Annotated in this window: 15 protein-coding genes, 5 rRNA genes and 1 pseudogene; 9 read left to right on the plus strand and 12 right to left on the minus strand. The window is 66.2% G+C overall.

What is annotated here, in order from left to right:
* Positions 1 to 27: 27 nt before the first annotated feature.
* Together OG906_RS16425 and OG906_RS16430 are read right to left on the minus strand one after the other, a co-directional pair.
* Positions 28 to 1,716 carry a serine/threonine-protein kinase gene (locus OG906_RS16425; RefSeq protein WP_329443605.1) on the minus strand — a complete coding sequence of 563 codons (1,689 nt, stop codon included), beginning with the start codon at positions 1,714 to 1,716 and terminating at the stop codon, positions 28 to 30.
* A 50-nt stretch (positions 1,717 to 1,766) separates the two neighbouring features.
* Complete coding sequence (locus OG906_RS16430) at positions 1,767 to 2,558, minus strand: thioesterase family protein (RefSeq protein WP_329443607.1); 792 nt, start codon at positions 2,556 to 2,558, stop codon at positions 1,767 to 1,769.
* Between the two features lie 150 nt (positions 2,559 to 2,708).
* Here OG906_RS16430 and OG906_RS16435 point away from each other — a divergent pair.
* Positions 2,709 to 3,203, plus strand: a pseudogene (locus OG906_RS16435) (GNAT family N-acetyltransferase); the annotation flags it as partial.
* Positions 3,204 to 3,206: 3 nt separating this feature from the next.
* Positions 3,207 to 4,070 (plus strand): pentapeptide repeat-containing protein, encoded by an 864-nt coding sequence (locus tag OG906_RS16440; RefSeq protein ID WP_329448039.1) that lies wholly within the window; start codon positions 3,207 to 3,209, stop codon positions 4,068 to 4,070.
* A gap of 72 nt (positions 4,071 to 4,142) precedes the next feature.
* Here OG906_RS16440 and OG906_RS16445 read toward each other — a convergent pair whose 3' ends face one another.
* Together OG906_RS16445 and OG906_RS16450 are read right to left on the minus strand one after the other, a co-directional pair.
* Positions 4,143 to 5,072 carry an alpha/beta fold hydrolase gene (locus OG906_RS16445; protein ID WP_329443609.1) on the minus strand — a complete coding sequence of 310 codons (930 nt, stop codon included), beginning with the start codon at positions 5,070 to 5,072 and terminating at the stop codon, positions 4,143 to 4,145.
* Between the two features lie 118 nt (positions 5,073 to 5,190).
* Entirely contained in the window at positions 5,191 to 5,505 is a 315-nt protein-coding gene (locus OG906_RS16450) for a hypothetical protein (protein ID WP_329443611.1), read from the minus strand.
* A 687-nt stretch (positions 5,506 to 6,192) separates the two neighbouring features.
* Here OG906_RS16450 and OG906_RS16455 point away from each other — a divergent pair.
* The 6 genes from OG906_RS16455 to OG906_RS16480 all read left to right on the plus strand — a co-directional run bounded on the left by OG906_RS16455 (position 6,193) and on the right by OG906_RS16480 (position 13,278).
* Entirely contained in the window at positions 6,193 to 6,501 is a 309-nt protein-coding gene (locus OG906_RS16455) for a hypothetical protein (RefSeq protein WP_053676383.1), read from the plus strand.
* A gap of 102 nt (positions 6,502 to 6,603) precedes the next feature.
* Complete coding sequence (locus tag OG906_RS16460) at positions 6,604 to 7,437, plus strand: hypothetical protein (RefSeq protein ID WP_329443613.1); 834 nt, start codon at positions 6,604 to 6,606, stop codon at positions 7,435 to 7,437.
* Positions 7,427 to 8,734, plus strand: coding sequence for a hypothetical protein (locus OG906_RS16465; RefSeq protein WP_329443615.1), 1,308 nt, complete (start codon positions 7,427 to 7,429; stop codon positions 8,732 to 8,734). Before OG906_RS16460 ends, OG906_RS16465 begins: the two co-directional genes overlap by 11 nt.
* Positions 8,731 to 10,293, plus strand: coding sequence for an SCO6880 family protein (locus OG906_RS16470; protein ID WP_053676381.1), 1,563 nt, complete (start codon positions 8,731 to 8,733; stop codon positions 10,291 to 10,293). Before OG906_RS16465 ends, OG906_RS16470 begins: the two co-directional genes overlap by 4 nt.
* Before the next feature lie 19 nt (positions 10,294 to 10,312).
* Positions 10,313 to 11,728 carry an ATP-binding protein gene (locus tag OG906_RS16475; protein ID WP_329443618.1) on the plus strand — a complete coding sequence of 472 codons (1,416 nt, stop codon included), beginning with the start codon at positions 10,313 to 10,315 and terminating at the stop codon, positions 11,726 to 11,728.
* A 2-nt stretch (positions 11,729 to 11,730) separates the two neighbouring features.
* Entirely contained in the window at positions 11,731 to 13,278 is a 1,548-nt protein-coding gene (locus OG906_RS16480; RefSeq protein WP_329443621.1) for a type VI secretion protein, read from the plus strand.
* Here OG906_RS16480 and OG906_RS16485 read toward each other — a convergent pair.
* The 4 genes from OG906_RS16485 to OG906_RS16500 form a co-directional block, all read right to left on the minus strand.
* Positions 13,275 to 13,844, minus strand: coding sequence for a GNAT family N-acetyltransferase (locus OG906_RS16485; RefSeq protein WP_329443623.1), 570 nt, complete (start codon positions 13,842 to 13,844; stop codon positions 13,275 to 13,277). The genes OG906_RS16480 and OG906_RS16485 overlap by 4 nt on opposite strands.
* A 125-nt stretch (positions 13,845 to 13,969) precedes the next feature.
* Positions 13,970 to 14,087 (minus strand): 5S ribosomal RNA (gene rrf / locus OG906_RS16490).
* A gap of 74 nt (positions 14,088 to 14,161) precedes the next feature.
* A 23S ribosomal RNA gene (locus tag OG906_RS16495) occupies positions 14,162 to 17,285 on the minus strand.
* A 289-nt stretch (positions 17,286 to 17,574) separates the two neighbouring features.
* Positions 17,575 to 19,099, minus strand: a 16S ribosomal RNA gene (locus OG906_RS16500).
* The 16S, 23S and 5S rRNA genes sit together here, the layout of an rRNA operon.
* Positions 19,100 to 20,172: 1,073 nt before the next feature.
* Between OG906_RS16500 and OG906_RS16505 the strand changes: the two genes are divergently transcribed.
* Entirely contained in the window at positions 20,173 to 20,331 is a 159-nt protein-coding gene (locus OG906_RS16505; protein ID WP_329443624.1) for a hypothetical protein, read from the plus strand.
* 1,710 nt (positions 20,332 to 22,041) lie between these two features.
* On the opposite strand, the gene OG906_RS16515 is transcribed toward OG906_RS16505, so the two are convergent.
* The 4 genes from OG906_RS16515 to OG906_RS16530 all read right to left on the minus strand — a co-directional run bounded on the left by OG906_RS16515 (position 22,042) and on the right by OG906_RS16530 (position 26,111).
* Complete coding sequence (locus OG906_RS16515) at positions 22,042 to 22,332, minus strand: hypothetical protein (RefSeq protein WP_267804133.1); 291 nt, start codon at positions 22,330 to 22,332, stop codon at positions 22,042 to 22,044.
* Positions 22,329 to 22,685: a hypothetical protein gene (locus tag OG906_RS16520; RefSeq protein ID WP_329443627.1), complete on the minus strand. Its 357-nt coding sequence runs from the start codon at positions 22,683 to 22,685 to the stop codon at positions 22,329 to 22,331. The genes OG906_RS16515 and OG906_RS16520 overlap by 4 nt, the downstream gene beginning before the upstream one ends.
* Positions 22,686 to 22,795: 110 nt before the next feature.
* Positions 22,796 to 22,913 (minus strand): 5S ribosomal RNA (gene rrf / locus OG906_RS16525).
* Between the two features lie 74 nt (positions 22,914 to 22,987).
* A 23S ribosomal RNA gene (locus tag OG906_RS16530) occupies positions 22,988 to 26,111 on the minus strand.
* Between the last annotated feature and the right edge of the window lie 139 nt (positions 26,112 to 26,250).

Consider the following 26,250-nt stretch of genomic DNA (forward strand, 5'->3'; position numbering starts at 1 on the left):
CGAATTCGACCCGTGTCGCCGTTTCCGCTAGCCCACTCGGAAGCCGTTGCACGCGATGGGCGTATACCGCTTGGCCCCATCCTCGACGCGGTAGAACACCACCGTCCAGTCCCCCTTGTCGGCGCTCAGGGGCACGGCCCCCGGGAAGTCGTCCGGATAGGTCAACTCGCCGTAATCGCCGGAGTCCCAGCCGGCGTACAGGTCCACGGGGGCGCTCAGGAAACCCGTCTGCCCCTTCTTGGGCGCGTGCGGTGGTTTCACCGCGATCGCCACGGGATAGGGCGCGGGGCGCGGGCCCGGCTTGGCGCCGCGCTGCGGACGGAACTTGACCCTGGCCGTGTCACCCGGGACCCCGTTGGTGTTCGAGGAGACCGTCGAGGTCTCCATGCCCCGGCCCGGCGGCCGGAGTTCCGCGGGCTCGTCACAGTCCCCCGCCCCGTAGCGGGCCATCTCCGCATCGGTGGACAGCTTCCACCGGAAGTCCTCCCCGGCCCAACCGCCCCCCTTGCCGGGCTTCACCGCGCCCGACGCCGGGGAGCCGGACGCGGGCGCGGCCGGGGTCTCGCTCCCCGGGGTCCGGGCGCCATTACCGCCCCGGCCCTCCCCGAACGGGAACTGCCAGAGCAGCACCGCCACCGCCGCGACCAGGACGAGCCCCGCGGTCGCCCCGACCCGGCCCCGCCGACCGGATCGGGGCACGGAACCCTCGTACGGCGTGACGGCCCCGGCGGGCGGCGGGGCGCCGGGGTGGGGGGTGGTGTCGGGGTGGGGGGTGGTGCCGGGGTGCGGGGTGGTGTCGTCCAGGCGTCGGGTCGGGGAGCCGGCCCCGGGCGGCGCATCCGCCACCTCCGTCGCGCCGGTCGCGCGCTCCGGCGGCGCCGCCAGTACCGCGTACACCGGGTCCTCCACCAGCGCGCCCCGCACCCCGCAGCGCCGGATCACCTCCGCCGGTTCCGGCCGGTCCGCCGGGTCCTTGGCCACGCAGTCCTCGATCAGCGCCGCCAACCCCGGCTCGACCCCGGCCAGGTCGATCCCCTCGTACACCGACCGGAACCCCACGCTCGCCGCCGCCCCGCCCCCGAACGGCGGTCTCCCCGTGGCCGCGTACGCCAACGTCGCGCCCAGGGCGAACACGTCCGCCGCCGCCCCGGCCACCCCGCCCACCAGCACCTCGGGCGCCGTGAACCCCGGCGTGCCCGGCGTGCGCCCCGCCTCGGTCAGCGGCGTCGACCCCACGCCGTGCGCGATCCCGAAGTCGATCAGCTGCGGCCCCTGCGCCGCAAGGATCACGTTCTGCGGCTTCAGGTCCCGGTGCGTGACCCCGTACGCGTGCACGCTCGCCAGGCCCTCCGCCAGCGCCGCCCCCAACCCCCGGCAGGTGTCCGGCGGCAGCGCGCCCCGCCCGCGCACGGCATCGGCGAGCGTCGGACCGGCGACGTACTCCGTCGCCAGCCAGTACGGCGCCGCCTCCAGCGAGGCGTCGATCAGATGCGCGGTGTACGCCGACCGCACGGCCCGTACGGTCTCCACCTCACGGCGAAACCTGGCCAGCGCCTCGGGATGCCCGACGATCTCCTCCCGCACCACCTTGACGGCCACCAGCCGGCCCCCGGGCGAACGCCCCAGGTACACCCGCCCCATCCCCCCGGCCCCCAGCCGGGCCACCAGCACGTGCAGGCCGATCCGGTCGGGGTCGGCCTCTGTGAGCGGCTCCATCCGGCTGAGCCTGCCATACGTACTGCCGTTCCCGGCAAGGGGGTTGACGTCTAACGTGCGGCGACGAAGAGACTCTGCGCGCCGCGCCCGATCGGCCCCTTCTCGTCGTGCAGCCGGGAGTCCGCGAGCCCGATCCCGGCGCCGTCCACACTGGTCCGCGCCTCCACGCAGACCCATTCGGCCACCGGATGGCGGTGCAGGTGGACGGTGAGGTCGCCGTTGACGAAGACGAACCGCTCGAAGTCCATGACGGAGCTGATGCCGTTGCCGGAGTCGGCCGCGATCAACACCCGGTCCAGCGGGACCGTATCCTCCCCGGCGATCAACGGCACCCTCATCCGCATCCAGCACGTCCCCGGCCCCGACTCCATGAAGGCCCCTTCGGTGAACCGGCTCTCCATCGCCGTGTGATAGCCGACCTCCCACGGCACGGGGAAGAACGGCGTCGGCCCCACCTCCCCCGGCGGAGGCACCTGCGGCCCCGGCACCACCGCCGGCACCGCCTCCGCGGCCACCCGGATCCGCAACGCCCGCGCGAGCATCACCGGCGCCGCCCCCGCCGGCGCGAGGGTCGCCTCCACCACCTCGGTACTGCGGCCGGACCGCAGCACCGTCGTGGCGATCTCCAACGGGCCGATCGGCACCGGGCGCAGGATCTCGTACGTGATCCGGGCGATCCGCAGGTCCGCGCGGGCGCCCGCCCGCTCCTCGACGGCCCGCCCGAGCAACGCGGCCGGCGGACCGGCGTGCTGCGAGCCCGGGTCCCACGGCCCGCGCGTGTACTCGGTGGCCAGGAAACGTCCCGTGTCGACCCGCTCGAAGAAGGCCTCAGCAGCGCTCATGCCCCCGCACGCTACCGACAGGTAACCCCGCACACCAGCCCCGCACCGGCCCCACCGCGCACACGACACACCGCCCACCCGCCCCCGGACGCGGCACCGGCCCGGCACCCGACTCCGATCAAGGCCGCCCGAAATCCGCATACTTGACCCATGGCCACCACCGCCCTCGCCCTGCGCCCCTTCCACCCCACCACCGACGCGGCGCCCCTGCTCGACTGGATCACCACCGCCGCCGACCTCACCACCTGGGCCGGCCCCTCCTTCACCTGGCCCCTGGACCGGACCCAGCTCGCCGCCTACGCCGTCGAACCCGGCCGCCACACCTGGACCGCCGTACCGTCCCACGGCCCCGAGGCCGCCGAGCCCGTCGGCCACGTCTCGCTGCGCCGCCACGACGACGACCCCGACCACGCCCGCCTCGGCCGCGTCCTGATCGCCCCGCGGGCCCGCGGCCGGGGCCTCGGCGAGAGCCTGCTCTGCGAAACCCTGTCCCGCGCCTTCACCGACCTGCGCCTGCACAGCCTCGACCTGGGCGTCTTCGCGCACAACACCCCGGCCGTCCGCCTCTACGAGAAGCTCGGCTTCCGCACCGTGGAAGTCCTCAAGGACGTCGAGCAGGTGGACGGCGTCTGGTGGACCGCCCTCCAGATGAGGCTGGCCTCCCCCACCGGTCACAATGAAGGGGTGTCCACCACGCCTGCCGCCCCCGCCCCCACCCCCGCGCTGCGCGCCGACTGCGCGAACTGCTTCGCCCTCTGCTGCGTCGCCCTGCCCTTCGCCAAGTCCACCGACTTCGCCCTGAACAAGGCCGCCGGAACCCCCTGCAAGAACCTCCGGGAGGACTTCCGCTGCGGCATCCACACCCGGCTGCGCGACACGGGCTTCCCCGGCTGCACCGTCTTCGACTGCTTCGGCGCGGGCCAGCAGGTCTCCCAGGTCACCTTCGGCGGCCGGGACTGGCGCGCGCACCCGGACACCGCACGCCAGATGTTCGACGTCTTCCCCGTGATGCGGCAACTCCACGAGCTGCTCGCCTATCTCACCGAGGCCCTCACCCTGCCGGCGGCGGCACCGATCCACGCCGACCTGCGACGGGCACTCGCCACGACCACGGAAGCCACCGGGGCGGACGCCGCCACCCTGATCCCCTTCGACGTCGGCACCCTCCGCCAGGAGATCAACACCCTCCTCCTGAAGACCAGCGAACTGGTCCGCGCCACCTCCCCCGCCCGCAGGAAGAACCACCGCGGCGCCGACCTCATGGGCGCCCGCCTCGGCGGCGCGGACCTGCGCGGCGCCACGTTCCGCGGCGCCTACCTGATCGCCGCCGACCTCTCCGGAGCCGACCTCCGCAAGGCCGACCTGATCGGCGCGGACCTCCGCGACGCCAACCTGCGCGACGCGGACCTCCGCGAGGCCCTCTTCCTCACCCAGCCCCAGCTCAACGCCGCCCAAGGCTCCCCCGCCACCCGCATCCCCCCTGCCCTCACCCGCCCCTCCCACTGGGCCTGACCCACCCGCCGGGGCCACGGGGGCGCACGGGAGCACGCGGGGGTCACCACCCGCCCGGTCACACCCCCGTACTCACGCCCCCGCGCTCACATCCTCACCGGGAACCCCCGCCAGGAACTCCCGCACGGCCGCGCCGAACCCCTCCGGATCCTCCGCCCGCGCCCGGTGTCCCCGCGGCAGCTCCACCACGGCCCGCACCAGATCCGGCCGCCGCGCCGCGAGCCCGTACGCGACCCCCTCACCCGAACCGCGACCCCACACCACCGCCGGCCCCAACCCCAGCCCCTCCAGCACGGTGGCCGCGTCCGCCACGTACCCGTCGCGCGCATCCTCCCCGTCGCGCGCATCCTCCTCGGCCGCGCCCGACGCCGCGTACCCCGCCAGATCCAGCGCGATCACATGCCACCCCGGCCCCGCGTCCCGGACCGCCGACTCGAAGGACCCCCCGTCCCGAGACTGCCCGTCCCGAGACTGCCCGTCCCCCGAGCGCCCGTCCCGAGACTGCCCGTCCCCCGGATGCCCCCGCAGCACCAGCAGCGGCGCCCCCGCGCCCCCGAAATCCGTGTACGCGAGCCCGCGCCCGTCCGCCGCCCGCACCACCCCCGGCAGCGGCCCCAGTCTTTCGATCACCCGCCGCCGCAGCAGCCGGTACTCCTCCCAGCGCCTCGGCAGCCGCCCCGCCGGCCGCTTCCCCATCAGCCGGGCCCGCGTGATCGTCTGCCCGAGCCGGAACTGCTCCCGCGTCAGATCGACGCACATCCCCCCGGGCAACACGTTCCAACAGTGGAACCCCTGCTGCTGCCCGCCCCACCAGACCTCACCCACCATCAACTCCCCGCCCACCAGATCCTGGACGACCAGAGCCGTGATGTCGCAGTGCCCCCAAGCCGGATTCCCGGCCGTCCAGGGCGCCCGCTCCACGTCGTCGGGCGAACAGGTCTCGGCCGACCATCCCGCACGGATGGCCGCCTCAAGATCCGCGAGGGTCCAGGGAGTCGTCATCTCCCCAGCGTGACGCACCCCACTGACAACGAGGCCGACCCTCCACCACACCACCCGCGCCGGAGCCGCGATCCGGCTCGTGCCCCGGACCGCGGCGCCGACGACGGGCGTCCCCGGATCAGGGCCTGATGAGCGGCGTCCAACCGCTCGGGCAGGTGAGCACACCGCTCGCCACGTAGGTGCAGGAGTTCTCGAACACGTTCCCGTCGGTGGTCAGCACCTTGACCTGCGCGGTCACGTCCAGGATGTTCAGGGACACGCCACACGCGTTGCGCGGGAAGCCCGGGTTCACGCCGGTGGAGAGGTCCTTCCAGACGTACGGCCCGTTCTCCACGATCGCGCTGGTCGTCCGACGCCCCAGGAACGCCTTGCCCCGGCTCACCACGGCACTGAACTCCAGGCCGAACCGCCCCTGGGCCGTGTCGACACCCACGCAGGGCTGGGCCGGACCCCGGTCCCCCTTGGGACCCCGGTCCCCCTTCGGCCCACGGTCACCCTTGGGCCCCTTCGGCCCCCGAGGCCCCGTACAACCGCTCGACGGCCCGGACGCGGCGGACTTCAGCACCCTGGCCTTCAACTTCGAGCACCCGTCACCGGCCGCGGGAGCCGACGCCACGGCGGTCGACCCCTGCGCGGCGGCCATCGCCGGAGCCGAAACCCCCGACAGCGCGAACACCAGCGGCACTGCCACACCGCCGGCCAACCACACGCGCCGACCCGACTTCACTGCGGAACCCATCCCTGCTCCTTGCGTCGTCCAACCGAACGGGGTGGAGCATCCCGCGCAACCCCGCGTGCAGATGGAACGACTGACGGAATGTCGGACATGTGTCAGCGGTACGGCCCAACGACACGCCGCCCCATTGGGCCGAACGGCCGCCCCTCACCCGACCCGGAAACCTCCCGCCGGCACGGCGAGACGACAATCATTGCCCGGCGTCAACCCCCGTGATACACAGAGTGACCTGGTCAGAGCGTTCCGGTGGGGCACAGACCGCGAGCTCGGGTAAAGAGAGCCGCCAAGTCGGCGACGGCGGCGGTTTCATCAGCGAAGATAGTGCGTGACCCATGCCGTCGGGCACGGGCTACCGGAACTACCCATACAGGGGCGGTGAGTTACATGATCCTGGCAGCCGAAAAGGGCGACATCACCACCATCATCGGCGGAATCGCCCCGAACTGGGGGCCGTTCGGCAGTCTCGGCAACGAAGCGAAGGTCATGATCGAAGTGGTCATGGCCATCGCGATCCTCCTCTGCCTCGGCATCGCCATCTGGGGCGCCGCCAAACAGCGCATCGGAGCGACCGCACTGCGCGACACCTTCAGCGCGGAACAGGGCAAGGGCCTGATCGTGGCAGGCCTCACGGGCGTCTTCATCATCGGATCCCTGGGCACCCTCTTCACGATCGTCTACGGAATGGCCGTCTAGCCGTGCCGCCCGCCGGCCGTCGTACCTGATGGCGAATCACCACACCGCATCCACGCGGGAACGAGCGCTACCGTCGTACGAGGCGGAGGGGGCGGACACGGAATGAGCAACGACGACCACTACGGCGGCGGCGGCCACGGCGAAGTGGGCGGCACGGGCCAGACCCGTACCCGCCTCCCGGACTCCCCCTCCGACCCCTACGGCAACCCGCGCCGCACCCCCCGCCCCTCCCGCGGCCTCATCACCGCGGTCGGCGTGGTGGTCCTCCTCATCGCCGCCATCGCGTTCGCGAACCAATCCCCGGACGCCCCCACGAACAACGCGTCGAACAAGCCCCCGACCGACGCCGCCACCAGCCCCACCGGCACCCGACCGGTCACCGGCAAGTCCAACGGCATCCCCAAGGGCTTCTCCCAAGACGAACAGGGCGCCCAATCGGCGGCCGCGAACTACGCGGTGGCCCTGGGCTCCGACGGAATGTTCGACAGCAACCGCAGACGCGCCATCCTCCAGGCCGTCTACCTCCCCGACGTGGCCTCGGCCCGCCAAGGCGAACTCGACCGGCTCTACTCGGATCAAGGATTCCTGTCCCGCATCGGCCTCGAAGCCGGCGGCAAGGCGCCCAAGGGCCTCATGTTCGTCTCCCGCGCCAACCCGGCCGGCACCAAGGTGGAGAAGTTCAGCGGCGACACCGCCAGCGTGTCCGTCTGGTCCTCGACGCTCTTCGGACTCGCCGGCGAGGGATCGAAGAACCCGGTCTCCGAAAGCTGGCACACCAACACGTTCGAGCTCAAATGGGCCAACGGTGACTGGTGGGTCTCCGACTTCTCGCAGCAGGACGGCCCGGCGCCCGTGGGCCGGGATCAAAGAGCGGCCACCGCCGAGGAGATGTCCGCAGCCGTGTCGCAGTTCGGAGGGCTCACCTATGCGCGCTAGCCGTCGTGGCACGTCCCTTACGGCCATCCTCGTACTGGTGCAAACCAGCGCGGTCCTCCTGGCCACCCGCGCTGTCGCCGCTCCCACCCCGACGCCCTCCGGAACAACGTCACCGGGGAAGTGCGAGGGAGTCGTCGGCCCCCTCAAGGACTCGTGCGAACGCAGCATCGGCGGCGAGACCCCGACCGGAGCCGGGGGCACGGGCCTGAACGCCAACCCCACCGACGCCCTCAACCCCCTCGCCTCCCTCGCCCGCGGCTGCGCCGACGCCGCCGCCTGGATCGTCGGCAAGCTCAGCGAGGCCATCAAGTCCACGGCCACCGTCGACTTCACCAACCCCGCCTTCCTCCAGCAGTACGCCGTCGTCTTCGCCGCGAGCACCATCCTCACCCTCGTCCTGTGGCTCCTCGCCGTCGCCAAGCGCGCGATCCGCGGCGTCCCCCTCACCACCGCCATGTCCGAGGCCATCGGCTTCCTCTGGCTCACCGTCCTCGCCTCCGCGTTCACCCCGCTGATCCTCTACACCGTCGTCTCCGCGACCGACGGCGTCACCGAGGTCATCGCCGCGGCCACCGGCGGCCAGACCGATGTCTTCTTCGGCTCGTTCTCCGAGGCCCTCAAGAAGGGCGACGACATCGGCGGCGGCCCGATCATGCTGATCGTCGTGGCTCTCGTGACCGTCCTGGCCGCCGGGATCCTGTGGCTGGAGCTCGTCATCCGCGCCGCCCTGCTCTACGTCGGCGCCCTCCTGGGCACGGTCGTCTACGCCGGACTCGTCGACCGCAACATGTGGGGCCACGTCCGCCGCTGGGCCGGCATCATGATCGCCGTCATCCTCGTGAAGCCGGTCATCGTGATCGTCCTCGGCCTCGCCGGCGCCCTCGCGGGCGAGAAGGGCCCCAATGCCTTCTCCGCCGTCGTCTCCGGACTCGCGATCATCCTCCTGGCGATCTTCGCCTCCGCGATGATCTACCGCTTCGTCCCCGGCTTCGGCGACGAGATCGCCTCCGCCCGCTCCAACCGCAGCAAGGCCACCGACGGCGCCCAGGCGGCCGCCGTCATCAGCTCCCCGGCCTCCCTCGTCTCCCAGGGCATCAAAACCCACAGCAGCCGCGGCGGCGGCGCCCACCGCGCGAGTGGCGGAGGCGGCGGCGACGCCAATCAGATCTCCGGAGGCATGGCCGCGCACAGCAGCCGAGGCTCCGGCGGCGGGTCCGGCGGCGGATCTGTCCCCTCCGCCACACCCCCGCCCCGCACCGGCTCGAGCACGAGGAACACAGGAGGTGACGGGCGTTGACGACCCAGTCCCACCAGCTTCACCCGATCGCGCCCCGTCGCACGTATCTCATCGGCCGCGCCCGGCCGAACGCGATCGTCGGCAAGAACCGCGAAACCGGCGAGATCGCCCTGATCATCGCCGGCGCGTTCCTCGGCATGATGAGCGGACTGCTCGTCCCCGACCTCACCCTGCGCATCGTGAGCCTCGCCGGCTTCCCCATGCTCGCCCTCGCCGCCGTGTACGTCCCGTACAAGGGCCGTACCTTCTACCGGTGGTTCGAGATCAGGCGCAGCTACAAGCGCACCCTGCGCCGCGGCACCACCTACCGCTCCGGCACCATGGAAGCGGGCATCCGCGGCTCCGACGGCCGCGAGGTCGAGGTCGGCCCGCCGCCCGGCATCGGCCGCATCAGCTGGCTCGCCGCACCCTTCGGCCCCGACGAGATCGCCGTCCTCCTGCACGCCGACCGCAGAACCGTGACCGCCGCCATCGAGATCGAGGGCCCCGGCGTCGGCCTGCGCGACAGCGAGGACCAGGAAGCCCTCGTCGACCGCTTCGGCACCCTCCTCAAGCACGTGGCGAACGGCGACGGCTTCGTCACCCGCCTCCAGATGCTCGCCCGCACCCTCCCCGCCGACCCCGACGCCCACGCCAAGGACGTCGCCCAGCGCGGCGACACCGCCGCCCCCGGCTGGCTCCGCGAGTCCTACGACCAACTCCAGTCGATGGTGTCCACATCCTCCGAGCAGCACCGCGCGTACCTCGTCGCCTGTATGCACTACTCGCGCGAACTCGCCGCCGAGGCCCACACCATCGCCCGCGCCTCGACCCCCCACAAGGGCCGCAAGCTCGACCGCGACGCCGGCCTCGCCATCGTCATGGCCCGCGAGCTCACCGACATCTGCGCCCGCCTCGCCGAGGCCGACATCCGCGTACGCCAGCCCCTCGGCCAGGGCCGGCTGTCCTCCCTCGTGCACTCCATGTACGACCCGGACCACCCCATCGACCACATCCAGGCCATGACGAAGCGCAACGCCTGGCCCGCCGAACTCGACGCGGTCGAACCCACCTACCTCCAGGCCAAGACCCGCGAGTCCTCCACCCGCGCCCCCTGGTGCCACGCCACCGCCTGGGTGAAGGAATGGCCGATGACCCCCGTCGGCGTCAACTTCCTCGCCCCGCTCCTCGTCCACACACCGGACGTCATCCGCACCGTCGCCGTCACCATGGACCTCGAACCCACCGAGGTCGCCATCGAACGGATGCTGACGGAGAAGACCAACGACGAGGCCGACGCCAGCCGCGCCGCGAAGATGAACCGCACGGTCGACCCGCGCGACATCGCCGCCCACGGCCGGCTCGACCAGAGGGGTGAAGATCTCGCCAGTGGTGCGGCGGGAGTCAACCTGGTCGGGTACATCACGGTGTCCTCGCGTTCACCCGAGGCCCTCGCCCGCGACAAGCGCACCATCCGCGCCTCGGCGGGCAAGTCCTACCTGAAGCTGGAGTGGTGCGATCGCGAGCACCACCGCGCCTTCGTCAACACCCTGCCGTTCGCCACCGGCATCCGACGCTAGCTGGAGGGAAGTGCCGCCCATGCGAGATCCCATGTCCGCTCTGACGGACGCCTTCACCAGCTTCCTGTTCGGCAAGGTGGAGACCACCCGCCTGCCCGTCCGCACCTCCACCGGGCAGGCCCAGGCCGTCTACCTGCCGACCGCTGCCCCCGGCCTCGGCGACTCCGGCGTCATCATCGGCCGCGAGGTCTACAGCGGCAAGGGGTACATCTACGACCCCTTCCAGCTGTACGGGCAGCAGCTCCCCGCCCCCCACTGGCTGGTCCTCGGCGAGTCCGGCAACGGGAAGTCCGCGCTGGAGAAGACGTACGTCCTGCGCCAACTCCGTTTCAAGGACCGCCAGGTCGTCGTCCTCGACGCCCAGGGCGAAGACGGCGTCGGCGAGTGGAACCTGATCGCCCAGCAGTTGGGAATAACCCCCATCCGCCTGGATCCCATCGCCGCGAACGACGACGGGATCCGCCTCAACCCCCTCGACCCGGCGATCACCACGACCGGCCAGCTCGCGCTGCTCCGGACCATCATCGAAGTCGCCATGGGCCACGGCCTCGACGAACGCTCCGGCTTCGCCCTGAAGGTCGCGCACGCCTATGTCGTCGACACGATCCGCGACCGCCAGCCCGTCCTCACCGACATCGTGGAACAACTGCGCCACCCCGAGCCCGAGTCCGCCCAGGCCATGAACGTCGACCTGGACGATGTCCGCGCCTGGGGACTCGATGTCGCCCTGGTCATCGACCGTCTCGTCGACGGCGACCTCCGCGGCATGTTCGACGGCCCCACCACCGTCGGCATCGACCTCGACGCGCCGCTGATCGTCTTCGACCTGTCGCACATCGACCGCAACTCCATCGCGATGCCGATCCTCATGGCGATCGTCGGTGTCTGGCTGGAACACACCTGGATCCGCCCGGACCGCAAGAAGCGCATCTTCCTGGTCGAAGAGGCCTGGCACATCATCAACAGCCCCTTCGTCGCCCAGCTGTTCCAGCGCCTGTTGAAGTTCGGCCGGCGCCTGGGCCTGTCCTTCGTCGCCGTCGTCCACCACCTCTCCGACGTCGTCGACGGCGCCGCCGCCCGCGAAGCCGCCGCCATCCTCAAGATGGCCTCCACCAGAACGATCTACGCCCAGAAAGCCGACGAGGCCCGCGCCACGGGCCGGGTGCTCGGCCTGCCCCGCTGGGCCGTGGAGATCATCCCGACCCTCACCCCGGGCATCGCGGTCTGGGACGTCAACGGCAACGTCCAGGTCGTCAAGCACCTGATCACCGAGGCCGAACGCCCGCTCGTCTACACCGACCGCGCCATGACCGAATCCTCGGTGCAACACCGACTCCCCGACGATCTGCTGGCCGCCGAACTGGAGGCGGAGGAGCGAGCCCTCCTCATCGAACGCCACCACAACGGCCCCGGCTCCGCGACCACGGTGGCGTAACCATGTCCGACCCCAGACGTACGGAGCCGCCCGCGCGGGCCGGGGGCGTCCCCGACGGGGCCCTCGTCGGCCTCCTGGCGTTCCTGCTCGGCCTCGCCATCCTCGTCTGGTCGGCCACCGGCCTCTCGGCGCTCTTCTCCAAGGGCGCCTGGCCGGGCACCGTCACGTTCACCCGCACCCCGGACGCGGTCCGTGCCCTGATAACGGAACCCCACGACCTGGCCGGAGCCTGGCCCGAGACCGACCCGGCGGCCCTCTCCGGCTGGGGCCTGTTCTGGGGCCTGTTCATCGGCCAGCTCCTGATCCTGCTGGTCCTGACCCTCTTCACGATGGGTGTCATCGCCCGCACCAAGGCCCGCCGCGCCCTCCTCAAGCACCCCGGCCGGCTCGACGACCAGCCCCCGCCCGGGCCGATCCCCACCCCGCCGGCGCCCCGGTCTCCAGCCGCGTTCGAGACCCCGCGTCCCGAGGCCGCGGCCCACGGCGCCCTCCGCATCGCGGACCACCCCGCGCCGGTCGACGAGGCGTACCGCCACGGCTTCGGCCACGCTCCGACACCGCCCCCGGCCGCGACGCCCACAACGGTGCCCGTGCCCGTGCCCGTGCCCGCGCCCGTACCGGCGACCGCGCAGGCTCCGGCCCGCCTCGGCTACGCCGCCCCCGCGGAACGCCACACCACCTCCGCCCGGCACATCGCGGCTGCGGAAGGCGCGCTCCTCGTCGTCACGTCCGCCCCCGCACTCTGGTCGGAGACCAAGGACGCCCGCGCCAAGCTCGGCCCGGTCCTCCTCTACGACCCCTCGCACCTCTGCGACACCCCGGCCCGCATGCACTGGAACCCCGCAGAGGGCTGCGCGGACCGCGACATCGCCGCCGCACGCGCCCTGGCCCTCCTGGCGCCCGTACGCCCCCAGGCCCGTATGGACGCCGCGGTCGCCGACACGGCGGAAACGCTCCTGCGGAGCTGGCTCCAGGCCGCGGCCCTCGACAACCGCCCCTTCAAGCAGCTGCACCGTTGGGCCCAGGGCACCAACGCCCAGGACCCGGTCCGGATCCTCCGTACGCACCCGCAGGCGGCCCCCGGCGCTGCCGGCGAACTGGAGAGCGCCCTCACCGCGTACCCCGAGCGCCGCGAACTGGCCCAGCACCTGACCGCCCGGGCCCTGTCCTGCCTCAGTTCGATCCACATCCGCGAGGCCTGCAACCCGAACCGAACGGATTCCGTCACGCTGGCTTCGTTCCTGACCGAAGGGGGCACCCTGTATCTGGTGGGCGAGTCCCTGGAGGACCCGCGCAGCCACCCGGGTGCAATGCCCTTGCTGACCGCACTCGCCTCCAGCGTGGTCGAGCACGGCCGTCGCATGGCCGCACGGTCATCCCACGGTCGGCTCGACCCACCACTGACGCTGGTGCTGGAGGACGTGGCGGCCGTCGCCCCCATTCCGCAGCTCCCGGAGCTCCTCCAGGACGACGCCCTGCCGCTCCTCGCGCTCTGCCGCAGCCGCGAACAGGCCCGCTCCCGCTGGCCCCAGGCCGCCTCCGCCTTCTAACTCCCCACTGCGGGCCGTTCCAGTACGTACTCCAGCTCCCGGGCCTCCGGGTCCGACGGCGTACCGACCACGATCCGGCCGCTCGCCACGAATCCGTACCTCCGATAGAACGCCTCGGCCCGCCCGTTGTCCTCGTGGACGAAGAGCCGTACCCGCCCCAGCGCCGGCCCCTCCAGCGACCAGGCCCACTCCAGGGCGGCCGCGAACAACGCACCGGTCAGTCCGGTGCCCCGCTGCCCGGCCCGCACGAACACCCCCACCAGGTGCCCCTGCGCCTTCTCCACGACCTCACCGAAGTAGTCGACGGTGCCGCCTTCCTCGACGAGCACGGTCACCGACCCGTCCCAGGATCCGTCGGGAGCCTCGGCAACGAACTGCCGGGCAGCCCGCCCGCTCGAAGCTCTCGCGGTCCGCCCCTGCCAGAACTCGTCCGGCTGGGACTCGGCCTCCACGATGCTCTCCAGGAAAGCCACCGGAGCCGCAGGATCCCGCAATGCGCTGAGCCGCAGCTCCTTGACCTTCTCCCACTCGCCGGCAGACACCGGCCGCACCCCATGCTGATTCATACTGCGGATCAAAGCACGACACCGGTGCACCCTGCACGCAAAAAAAACAGGACCGTTGAACCGAAATGGTCTGGAACGCAGAAAAGCCCCGCACCCTGAGGGTGCGGGGCTTTCCCACAATGATTGTTCGGCGGCGTCCTACTCTCCCACAGGGTCCCCCCTGCAGTACCATCGGCGCTGAAAGGCTTAGCTTCCGGGTTCGGAATGTAAACCGGGCGTTTCCCTAACGCTATGACCACCGAAACACTATGAAGTTAACCAACCGGATATGAACACAGTTCGTTACTTCAGAACTAACACAGTGGACGCGAGCAACTGAGGACAAGCCCTCGGCCTATTAGTACCAGTCAGCTCCACCCGTTACCGGGCTTCCACATCTGGCCTATCAACCCAGTCGTCTACTGGGAGCCTTACCCTCTCAAGGAGGTGGGAATACTCATCTTGAAGCAGGCTTCCCGCTTAGATGCTTTCAGCGGTTATCCCTCCCGAACGTAGCCAACCAGCCATGCCCTTGGCAGGACAACTGGCACACCAGAGGTTCGTCCGTCCCGGTCCTCTCGTACTAGGGACAGCCCTTCTCAATATTCCTACGCGCACAGCGGATAGGGACCGAACTGTCTCACGACGTTCTAAACCCAGCTCGCGTACCGCTTTAATGGGCGAACAGCCCAACCCTTGGGACCGACTCCAGCCCCAGGATGCGACGAGCCGACATCGAGGTGCCAAACCATCCCGTCGATATGGACTCTTGGGGAAGATCAGCCTGTTATCCCCGGGGTACCTTTTATCCGTTGAGCGACGGCGCTTCCACAAGCCACCGCCGGATCACTAGTCCCGACTTTCGTCCCTGCTCGACCCGTCGGTCTCACAGTCAAGCTCCCTTGTGCACTTACACTCAACACCTGATTGCCAACCAGGCTGAGGGAACCTTTGGGCGCCTCCGTTACTCTTTGGGAGGCAACCGCCCCAGTTAAACTACCCATCAGACACTGTCCCTGATCCGGATCACGGACCGAGGTTAGACATCCAGCACGACCAGAGTGGTATTTCAACGGCGACTCCACAACCACTGGCGTGGCTGCTTCAAAGTCTCCCACCTATCCTACACAAGCCGAACCGAACACCAATATCAAACTATAGTAAAGGTCCCGGGGTCTTTCCGTCCTGCTGCGCGAAACGAGCATCTTTACTCGTAGTGCAATTTCACCGGGCCTATGGTTGAGACAGTCGAGAAGTCGTTACGCCATTCGTGCAGGTCGGAACTTACCCGACAAGGAATTTCGCTACCTTAGGATGGTTATAGTTACCACCGCCGTTTACTGGCGCTTAAGTTCTCAGCTTCGCACGCCCGAAAGCGCACTAACCGGTCCCCTTAACGTTCCAGCACCGGGCAGGCGTCAGTCCGTATACATCGCCTTACGGCTTCGCACGGACCTGTGTTTTTAGTAAACAGTCGCTTCTCGCTGGTCTCTGCGGCCACCCCCAGCTCAAGCAGCAAGTGCTATCACCGGTGATGGCCCCCCTTCTCCCGAAGTTACGGGGGCATTTTGCCGAGTTCCTTAACCATAGTTCACCCGAACGCCTCGGTATTCTCTACCTGACCACCTGAGTCGGTTTAGGGTACGGGCCGCCATGAAACTCGCTAGAGGCTTTTCTCGACAGCATAGGATCATCCACTTCACCACAATCGGCTCGGCATCAGGTCTCAGCCTTAATGAGGGACGGATTTGCCTACCCCTCGGCCTACACCCTTACCCCGGGACTACCACCGCCCGGGTTGGACTACCTTCCTGCGTCACCCCATCGCTTACCTACTACCACCTTGGGCCGGCGGCTCCACCACTTTCCTTTCCCCGAAGGGTCCGGAACGGCTTCACGGCCTTAGCATTAGAGGATTCGATATTGGGCGTTTCAAAGCGGGTACCGGAATATCAACCGGTTGTCCATCGACTACGCCTGTCGGCCTCGCCTTAGGTCCCGACTTACCCTGGGCAGATCAGCTTGACCCAGGAACCCTTAGTCAATCGGCGCACACGTTTCTCACGTGTGTATCGCTACTCATGCCTGCATTCTCACTCGTGAACCGTCCACAACTAGCTTCCGCTGCTGCTTCACCCGGCACACGACGCTCCCCTACCCATCCCAGCCCCCGTTGGGGGTATGTGCTGGAATGACACGACTTCGGCGGTACGCTTGAGCCCCGCTACATTGTCGGCGCGGAATCACTTGACCAGTGAGCTATTACGCACTCTTTCAAGGGTGGCTGCTTCTAAGCCAACCTCCTGGTTGTCTCTGCGACTCCACATCCTTTCCCACTTAGCGTACGCTTGGGGGCCTTAGTCGATGCTCTGGGCTGTTTCCCTCTCGACCATGGAGCTTATCCCCCACAGTCTCACTGCCGTGCTCTCACTTACCGGCATTCGGAGTTTGGCTAAGGTCAGTAACCCGGTAGGGCCCATCGCCTATCCAGTGCTCTACCTCCGGCAAGAAACACACGACGCTGCACCTAAATGCATTTCGGGGAGAACCAGCTATCACGGAGTTTGATTGGCCTTTCACCCCTAACCACAGGTCATCCCCCAGGTTTTCAACCCTGGTGGGTTCGGTCCTCCACGAAGTCTTACCTCCGCTTCAACCTGCCCATGGCTAGATCACTCCGCTTCGGGTCTAGAGCGTGCAACTCAATCGCCCTATTCGGACTCGCTTTCGCTACGGCTTCCCCACACGGGTTAACCTCGCTACACACCGCTAACTCGCAGGCTCATTCTTCAAAAGGCACGCAGTCACGACTGTATGTGCAAGCACATACAGCGACGCTCCCACGGCTTGTAGGCACACGGTTTCAGGTACTATTTCACTCCGCTCCCGCGGTACTTTTCACCATTCCCTCACGGTACTATCCGCTATCGGTCACCAGGGAATATTTAGGCTTAGCGGGTGGTCCCGCCAGATTCACACGGGATTTCTCGGGCCCCGTGCTACTTGGGAGATTCTTAAGCAAGCCGCTGATGTTTCGTCTACGGGGGTCTTACCCTCTACGCCGGACCTTTCGCATGTCCTTCGACTACATCAACGGTTTCTGACTCGCCGACCGGCCGGCAGACCGATCAAAAGAATTCCCACAACCCCGCATGCGCAACCCCTGCCGGGTATCACACGCATACGGTTTGGCCTCATCCGGTTTCGCTCGCCACTACTCCCGGAATCACGGTTGTTTTCTCTTCCTGAGGGTACTGAGATGTTTCACTTCCCCTCGTTCCCTCCACACTGCCTATGTGTTCAGCAGTGGGTGACAGCCCATGACGACTGCCGGGTTTCCCCATTCGGACACCCCCGGATCAAAGCTCAGTTGGCAGCTCCCCGGGGCCTATCGCGGCCTCTCACGTCCTTCATCGGTTCCTGGTGCCAAGGCATCCACCGTGTGCCCTTAAAAACTTGGCCACAGATGCTCGCGTCCACTGTGTAGTTCTCAAGCAACGACCAGTCACCCATCACCCTGATCCATACAGATCAAGTTCACTGGGGCCGGCATCGCGAAGATACAACCTTACGGCCGTACCCTCAGATACCCAACAACGTGCCAGGCACGACCCTCCGCCACCATCACCGCTTTCCACGCCCGAGGGCAGTACTTGCAGGATGTATTGGAAGACCGTGCCAAATAATCAACGTTCCACCCATGAGCTGACCGTGCAGAACATTTGTCTGCAATCGGTACTGTGCTCCTTAGAAAGGAGGTGATCCAGCCGCACCTTCCGGTACGGCTACCTTGTTACGACTTCGTCCCAATCGCCAGTCCCACCTTCGACAGCTCCCTCCCTTACGGGTTGGGCCACCGGCTTCGGGTGTTACCGACTTTCGTGACGTGACGGGCGGTGTGTACAAGGCCCGGGAACGTATTCACCGCAGCAATGCTGATCTGCGATTACTAGCAACTCCGACTTCATGGGGTCGAGTTGCAGACCCCAATCCGAACTGAGACCGGCTTTTTGAGATTCGCTCCACCTCACGGTATCGCAGCTCATTGTACCGGCCATTGTAGCACGTGTGCAGCCCAAGACATAAGGGGCATGATGACTTGACGTCGTCCCCACCTTCCTCCGAGTTGACCCCGGCGGTCTCCTGTGAGTCCCCATCACCCCGAAGGGCATGCTGGCAACACAGGACAAGGGTTGCGCTCGTTGCGGGACTTAACCCAACATCTCACGACACGAGCTGACGACAGCCATGCACCACCTGTATACCGACCACAAGGGGGGCACTATCTCTAATGCTTTCCGGTATATGTCAAGCCTTGGTAAGGTTCTTCGCGTTGCGTCGAATTAAGCCACATGCTCCGCTGCTTGTGCGGGCCCCCGTCAATTCCTTTGAGTTTTAGCCTTGCGGCCGTACTCCCCAGGCGGGGAACTTAATGCGTTAGCTGCGGCACCGACGACGTGGAATGTCGCCAACACCTAGTTCCCAACGTTTACGGCGTGGACTACCAGGGTATCTAATCCTGTTCGCTCCCCACGCTTTCGCTCCTCAGCGTCAGTAATGGCCCAGAGATCCGCCTTCGCCACCGGTGTTCCTCCTGATATCTGCGCATTTCACCGCTACACCAGGAATTCCGATCTCCCCTACCACACTCTAGCTAGCCCGTATCGAATGCAGACCCGAGGTTAAGCCTCGGGCTTTCACATCCGACGTGACAAGCCGCCTACGAGCTCTTTACGCCCAATAATTCCGGACAACGCTTGCGCCCTACGTATTACCGCGGCTGCTGGCACGTAGTTAGCCGGCGCTTCTTCTGCAGGTACCGTCACTTTCGCTTCTTCCCTGCTGAAAGAGGTTTACAACCCGAAGGCCGTCATCCCTCACGCGGCGTCGCTGCATCAGGCTTTCGCCCATTGTGCAATATTCCCCACTGCTGCCTCCCGTAGGAGTCTGGGCCGTGTCTCAGTCCCAGTGTGGCCGGTCGCCCTCTCAGGCCGGCTACCCGTCGTCGCCTTGGTGGGCCATTACCCCACCAACAAGCTGATAGGCCGCGGGCTCATCCTTCACCGCCGGAGCTTTTAACCCCCACCCATGCAGGCAGGAGTGTTATCCGGTATTAGACCCCGTTTCCAGGGCTTGTCCCAGAGTGAAGGGCAGATTGCCCACGTGTTACTCACCCGTTCGCCACTAATCCACCCCGAAGGGCTTCATCGTTCGACTTGCATGTGTTAAGCACGCCGCCAGCGTTCGTCCTGAGCCAGGATCAAACTCTCCATGAATGTTTACCCGTAATCGGGTGCACACGCACTTAGAGCGGGCCGATCATGTCGGAATAAGACCGATCGACCACTGCGTCCTCGCTGTGTAATCGCCTGCAAGCACCACCATCCCGAAGGATGGCGACCTCACAGGTCTTTTTCAAAGGAACCTCATCCACCGAAATGGACGGGGTATCAACTTTTGGCGTTGATTTTTGGCACGCTGTTGAGTTCTCAAGGAACGGACGCTTCCTTTGTACTCACCCTCTCGGGCTTTCCTCCGGGCGCTTTCTTCGTTCTTGCGTTTCCGACTCTATCAGACTCTTTCGTGTCCGATTCCCGGTCGAAGCGGGTTTCGCTTTCCAGTTCTTCGCTTTCGCGTTTCCCTTTCCGGCGAGTCCGACTCTATCAGAAGTTTTCCACCGGATTTCCCGGCTTCAGATTCCTGGATGAGGAGTCGAGGGTGCCCTGTCTGAATTCGATTCATCGGGGGCGTGTTGCCGAACCGTTCAGCTCGAGGCAACCGTTCTACTCTACATCAGCCTCGGACAGGGGTCCAATCGGCCCAAGGGAACCCGCCGACACCAGCCCTCCTTGGCCCCAGGCCGCATGCATGACGTTGTTCTCCAGCTCGCCCCGTCGACGGCGCGGGCCGACGTGGCCATCCAGTCGAGCAGCGAACGAGCGCCGTCCCCGACAGCAGGCTGATCGCCTGCTCCGCGGAGCGCGAGCTGCGCGGACGCATGCCTGGAACCAGAGACGCGCGAGAGGAGCGACACGCAACCCTGAGCCCACCGGACATCCCCTCGTGCCCCTGGGCGGGCTGATCATCAGCAACTGCGCGGTCGCCGGGCTGACCGAGGCACACCACCCTGTCGCCGTGTTCTAGGAACCCCTTCCCCGCGTACGCCCCACGCACAGGTCGAGGCCGGCAGTACCAGGCTCCGCCCGTGGCGAGCCCGGACGCATTCCTCCCCCACCTCCAGTTCGGCCTCTGTCCGCGAGGGCGGCTCCGGAGAGGTCCGGCGGCTCCACCGTGTCTCCTCCCCGGCGCCACCGTCATGGTGGTCGTGTCCGGGTGGCAGTCTGGGCGGGTGAGACCTTGGAGCACCGCCACCGAACGCGATCTGCGGCACGAGCTCAAGGTCCACTTCGACCTCGACCCCGTGGGCATCCGCCCCGACGCGATGGCAGCCCGAGTGATCACCTGGTGGGCGTCTGTAGAGACGACAGCCGGGACCGCCAAGCCGTAACAGCTTCCTCACCGGACGCATCGACGCGGGTCTTGCCCATCTGGCGGCGGCTGCGGATGGCGACGGCAGTCCCGCAGCGGGTTCACCATCCTGGTAGCCCAGCTCTCCAGCCACGAGGACTTGGACCGGGTTGCGTCGGACGACTCCACGATGGTGCGCTCTCATCAGCACGCGGCTCGCGCCCCTAAGAAAGAAGCTCGGGCCAACGAACCCGAAGAGCCCGCCATCGGTAGGTCCCGCAGGCGAACCGACCGGGAGTTCGCCTCACCACCAGGCACGCAACGATCCGGCACCACCCCCATAAACACAGGCACCAGACTGGGGTGTTCCTTCCCATCGCGGTAGACCAGCTCGGCCACCGCCTAGGGAGAGACCGGCGGGGCAGCAGACCATCTGCCTCGACCGCGGACGAGACCGGCCGCCGGAACCGACCCAGCAGCCCCCGCTCTCGCTCCCCGCCCAGGTCGACTCCCCGCTGCCTGAACTGCCCGGGCCAGCCGCCCCGGACCCGCCAGTAGCGGCCCCGTCCTGGTTCCGTCCACCAGAACCTGGCCCAAGACGACAGCCACCACCCTCCTCAACTACCGCGCCAGACTTGGCCGATGGTCCGATCGGTGCCATGACCAGCCCCGCGAACCAGCCACATCGACGTCGCCATCCGGGGAGGCCTCCCCGGATGGCGACAACGCCCCTGGATGGCCGCACGCGACATCGGCTGTCCCCACTCCGCGCCGAAGACCAAACGCGCCTCGCGCCTCCATCGACATCCGCCCCACAGAGAAGGCCGACCCGGGGCCGCCACCCGGATCCGGCCGGGAGACAGTCGTGCACACGGTCGGTTCTTGATCGACGGCAGTACCACGGCCGCGTCCTCCGACGTGCTGCCGGACATCGTTCGATCAAGGACACCAGAGATCTGTTCGAGCGGCGCGGACTACCTCCGTGCCAGATGAGAACCGCGCTGAGGTGCAGGGCCGCCTGGACATCGACGCCGTCGAGTCCGCCGATGGGCATGCCTAGTGCTGTGGCCGGAAAGATCAGCAACCACCGCGGTCTCGCTTCCCTCAGCGACCGGTCGGGTGTGCCGAATGCGGTTGCCCGCGCCAATGACGGTGAGGGCCACCAGCACGGAACAGACAAAGGACCAAGGTGGTACCCGATGGCCGGCTGCGTACCGGCTGAAAGGAACCTGGTTGGCCCCGTCCGATTTCGCTGACCGGTGGGAAACCCGCAGGGGACTGCGTGCTGGTCTTCGAGGACCGGGCCAGGGCAGGCCATGCCCGGTAGTACGCAGCCCCCATCCCCTCAGCATCCCCTCACCCCGCCGACCTGGCCGCGGCCAGAGTGACATGAGGGACCGACACTTCCGGCAGGTCACAGCCATTCGCTGAGCGGCCGTCGTCCTTGTTGACAAGCCGACTGCATGTTCGCGGTCCAGCGACCGCGGAATCGCTCCAAGCCGTGACCGTCAGGCGAAGGCTTCAGAGCACGGGAGCGGGCCGCGAAGGTTCGACGCCGGGGTGGCAACGGGATCAACGAGCGCTGATGCAGCGGTCGGACGGCCATCCAAAAGGGTGAGCTCGCGGGCGGGGTCGATGCTGCCTGGGGAGGTGGTGACCTCGTGGTCGTCTCGGGTGGGGTCGCGGCGGACGATCTCGTACCCGCCAACGTCCAGCACGGCCACCAAGCCGGAGGGTCGCCTCGGTACCGTTAGAGGTTGACGCGCTTCAGGTAGACGCGGCTGCGATGCGGGATGGTCTGGTACCAGAGCATGAGGTGCTCGTCCTCATACGTACGGAGCCGCATCGGCTGCTCGTCCTCGTAGAGGCTGCCGTCCTTGGGGTCGATGCCCATCGACGCCAGGTCCACGAGCCCGTCCATGACAAAGCCGACCAACCTCTGCTGTTCCGCAGGCATGTCTCCGAGGACCCACAGCCGACCGGGATCGCATTCCCATGCCCAGCCGCTCTCGTTCTCCACGCTTTCGCCGCGGGAACTCACCGGCCGATCTCCTCCTGGGCCTCGGCCAGGATGCGGCTGCTGGTCTCCATCGCCGACCGGAACTCCTGCTCGGTCGCATTCGGGTCTCCGGCGATGCGTTCTGCTTCGTGGAGAGCCGCCGCCCGAGCCGGCCAGCGATGGATGGCCACGTGCGTTGCCCATTTGATCAGGAAGAACCGCAGCGGATTGATGGCGCCCGTTGCCGCGGCGCGATCGAACGCCTCGTTGCACTCCCTGTCGAGCACGGCGAGATTCGCCATGTCGATGCGGCGAACGGCGTCCCGGAGCGCTTCCCGGGTCATGGCCGGCTGAGGGATGAGCGGGCCGCCGTCTTCCAGCTGCTGTGCTGTCATCGTGTCCTCCTGGGGAACGCGGCCAGGATACCCAGCCGAACCCGACAACCTGGTCTGGAACGCAGAAAAGCCCCGCACCCTGAAGGGTGCGGGGCTTTCCCACAATGATTGTTCGGCGGCGTCCTACTCTCCCACAGGGTCCCCCCTGCAGTACCATCGGCGCTGAAAGGCTTAGCTTCCGGGTTCGGAATGTAAACCGGGCGTTTCCCTAACGCTATGACCACCGAAACACTATGAAGTTAACCAACCGGATATGAACACAGTTCGTTACTTCAGAACTAACACAGTGGACGCGAGCAACTGAGGACAAGCCCTCGGCCTATTAGTACCAGTCAGCTCCACCCGTTACCGGGCTTCCACATCTGGCCTATCAACCCAGTCGTCTACTGGGAGCCTTACCCTCTCAAGGAGGTGGGAATACTCATCTTGAAGCAGGCTTCCCGCTTAGATGCTTTCAGCGGTTATCCCTCCCGAACGTAGCCAACCAGCCATGCCCTTGGCAGGACAACTGGCACACCAGAGGTTCGTCCGTCCCGGTCCTCTCGTACTAGGGACAGCCCTTCTCAATATTCCTACGCGCACAGCGGATAGGGACCGAACTGTCTCACGACGTTCTAAACCCAGCTCGCGTACCGCTTTAATGGGCGAACAGCCCAACCCTTGGGACCGACTCCAGCCCCAGGATGCGACGAGCCGACATCGAGGTGCCAAACCATCCCGTCGATATGGACTCTTGGGGAAGATCAGCCTGTTATCCCCGGGGTACCTTTTATCCGTTGAGCGACGGCGCTTCCACAAGCCACCGCCGGATCACTAGTCCCGACTTTCGTCCCTGCTCGACCCGTCGGTCTCACAGTCAAGCTCCCTTGTGCACTTACACTCAACACCTGATTGCCAACCAGGCTGAGGGAACCTTTGGGCGCCTCCGTTACTCTTTGGGAGGCAACCGCCCCAGTTAAACTACCCATCAGACACTGTCCCTGATCCGGATCACGGACCGAGGTTAGACATCCAGCACGACCAGAGTGGTATTTCAACGGCGACTCCACAACCACTGGCGTGGCTGCTTCAAAGTCTCCCACCTATCCTACACAAGCCGAACCGAACACCAATATCAAACTATAGTAAAGGTCCCGGGGTCTTTCCGTCCTGCTGCGCGAAACGAGCATCTTTACTCGTAGTGCAATTTCACCGGGCCTATGGTTGAGACAGTCGAGAAGTCGTTACGCCATTCGTGCAGGTCGGAACTTACCCGACAAGGAATTTCGCTACCTTAGGATGGTTATAGTTACCACCGCCGTTTACTGGCGCTTAAGTTCTCAGCTTCGCACGCCCGAAAGCGCACTAACCGGTCCCCTTAACGTTCCAGCACCGGGCAGGCGTCAGTCCGTATACATCGCCTTACGGCTTCGCACGGACCTGTGTTTTTAGTAAACAGTCGCTTCTCGCTGGTCTCTGCGGCCACCCCCAGCTCAAGCAGCAAGTGCTATCACCGGTGATGGCCCCCCTTCTCCCGAAGTTACGGGGGCATTTTGCCGAGTTCCTTAACCATAGTTCACCCGAACGCCTCGGTATTCTCTACCTGACCACCTGAGTCGGTTTAGGGTACGGGCCGCCATGAAACTCGCTAGAGGCTTTTCTCGACAGCATAGGATCATCCACTTCACCACAATCGGCTCGGCATCAGGTCTCAGCCTTAATGAGGGACGGATTTGCCTACCCCTCGGCCTACACCCTTACCCCGGGACTACCACCGCCCGGGTTGGACTACCTTCCTGCGTCACCCCATCGCTTACCTACTACCACCTTGGGCCGGCGGCTCCACCACTTTCCTTTCCCCGAAGGGTCCGGAACGGCTTCACGGCCTTAGCATTAGAGGATTCGATATTGGGCGTTTCAAAGCGGGTACCGGAATATCAACCGGTTGTCCATCGACTACGCCTGTCGGCCTCGCCTTAGGTCCCGACTTACCCTGGGCAGATCAGCTTGACCCAGGAACCCTTAGTCAATCGGCGCACACGTTTCTCACGTGTGTATCGCTACTCATGCCTGCATTCTCACTCGTGAACCGTCCACAACTAGCTTCCGCTGCTGCTTCACCCGGCACACGACGCTCCCCTACCCATCCCAGCCCCCGTTGGGGGTATGTGCTGGAATGACACGACTTCGGCGGTACGCTTGAGCCCCGCTACATTGTCGGCGCGGAATCACTTGACCAGTGAGCTATTACGCACTCTTTCAAGGGTGGCTGCTTCTAAGCCAACCTCCTGGTTGTCTCTGCGACTCCACATCCTTTCCCACTTAGCGTACGCTTGGGGGCCTTAGTCGATGCTCTGGGCTGTTTCCCTCTCGACCATGGAGCTTATCCCCCACAGTCTCACTGCCGTGCTCTCACTTACCGGCATTCGGAGTTTGGCTAAGGTCAGTAACCCGGTAGGGCCCATCGCCTATCCAGTGCTCTACCTCCGGCAAGAAACACACGACGCTGCACCTAAATGCATTTCGGGGAGAACCAGCTATCACGGAGTTTGATTGGCCTTTCACCCCTAACCACAGGTCATCCCCCAGGTTTTCAACCCTGGTGGGTTCGGTCCTCCACGAAGTCTTACCTCCGCTTCAACCTGCCCATGGCTAGATCACTCCGCTTCGGGTCTAGAGCGTGCAACTCAATCGCCCTATTCGGACTCGCTTTCGCTACGGCTTCCCCACACGGGTTAACCTCGCTACACACCGCTAACTCGCAGGCTCATTCTTCAAAAGGCACGCAGTCACGACTGTATGTGCAAGCACATACAGCGACGCTCCCACGGCTTGTAGGCACACGGTTTCAGGTACTATTTCACTCCGCTCCCGCGGTACTTTTCACCATTCCCTCACGGTACTATCCGCTATCGGTCACCAGGGAATATTTAGGCTTAGCGGGTGGTCCCGCCAGATTCACACGGGATTTCTCGGGCCCCGTGCTACTTGGGAGATTCTTAAGCAAGCCGCTGATGTTTCGTCTACGGGGGTCTTACCCTCTACGCCGGACCTTTCGCATGTCCTTCGACTACATCAACGGTTTCTGACTCGCCGACCGGCCGGCAGACCGATCAAAAGAATTCCCACAACCCCGCATGCGCAACCCCTGCCGGGTATCACACGCATACGGTTTGGCCTCATCCGGTTTCGCTCGCCACTACTCCCGGAATCACGGTTGTTTTCTCTTCCTGAGGGTACTGAGATGTTTCACTTCCCCTCGTTCCCTCCACACTGCCTATGTGTTCAGCAGTGGGTGACAGCCCATGACGACTGCCGGGTTTCCCCATTCGGACACCCCCGGATCAAAGCTCAGTTGGCAGCTCCCCGGGGCCTATCGCGGCCTCTCACGTCCTTCATCGGTTCCTGGTGCCAAGGCATCCACCGTGTGCCCTTAAAAACTTGGCCACAGATGCTCGCGTCCACTGTGTAGTTCTCAAGCAACGACCAGTCACCCATCACCCTGATCCATACAGATCAAGTTCACTGGGGCCGGCATCGCGAAGATACAACCTTACGGCCGTACCCTCAGATACCCAACAACGTG

This window comes from Streptomyces sp. NBC_01426 (assembly GCF_036231985.1).
In the GTDB taxonomy this organism is placed as follows: Bacteria; Actinomycetota; Actinomycetes; order Streptomycetales; family Streptomycetaceae; genus Streptomyces.

Coding starts and splice junctions, on each gene's coding strand:
- OG906_RS16425 (WP_329443605.1), bottom strand. CDS start 1,716: ATGGAGCCGCTCACAGAGGCCGACCCCGACCGGATCGGCCTGCACGTG.
- OG906_RS16430 (WP_329443607.1), bottom strand. CDS start 2,558: ATGAGCGCTGCTGAGGCCTTCTTCGAGCGGGTCGACACGGGACGTTTC.
- OG906_RS16440 (WP_329448039.1), top strand. CDS start 3,207: ATGAGGCTGGCCTCCCCCACCGGTCACAATGAAGGGGTGTCCACCACG.
- OG906_RS16445 (WP_329443609.1), bottom strand. CDS start 5,072: ATGACGACTCCCTGGACCCTCGCGGATCTTGAGGCGGCCATCCGTGCG.
- OG906_RS16455 (WP_053676383.1), top strand. CDS start 6,193: ATGATCCTGGCAGCCGAAAAGGGCGACATCACCACCATCATCGGCGGA.
- OG906_RS16460 (WP_329443613.1), top strand. CDS start 6,604: ATGAGCAACGACGACCACTACGGCGGCGGCGGCCACGGCGAAGTGGGC.
- OG906_RS16465 (WP_329443615.1), top strand. CDS start 7,427: ATGCGCGCTAGCCGTCGTGGCACGTCCCTTACGGCCATCCTCGTACTG.
- OG906_RS16475 (WP_329443618.1), top strand. CDS start 10,313: ATGCGAGATCCCATGTCCGCTCTGACGGACGCCTTCACCAGCTTCCTG.
- OG906_RS16480 (WP_329443621.1), top strand. CDS start 11,731: ATGTCCGACCCCAGACGTACGGAGCCGCCCGCGCGGGCCGGGGGCGTC.
- OG906_RS16485 (WP_329443623.1), bottom strand. CDS start 13,844: ATGAATCAGCATGGGGTGCGGCCGGTGTCTGCCGGCGAGTGGGAGAAG.
- OG906_RS16520 (WP_329443627.1), bottom strand. CDS start 22,685: ATGACAGCACAGCAGCTGGAAGACGGCGGCCCGCTCATCCCTCAGCCG.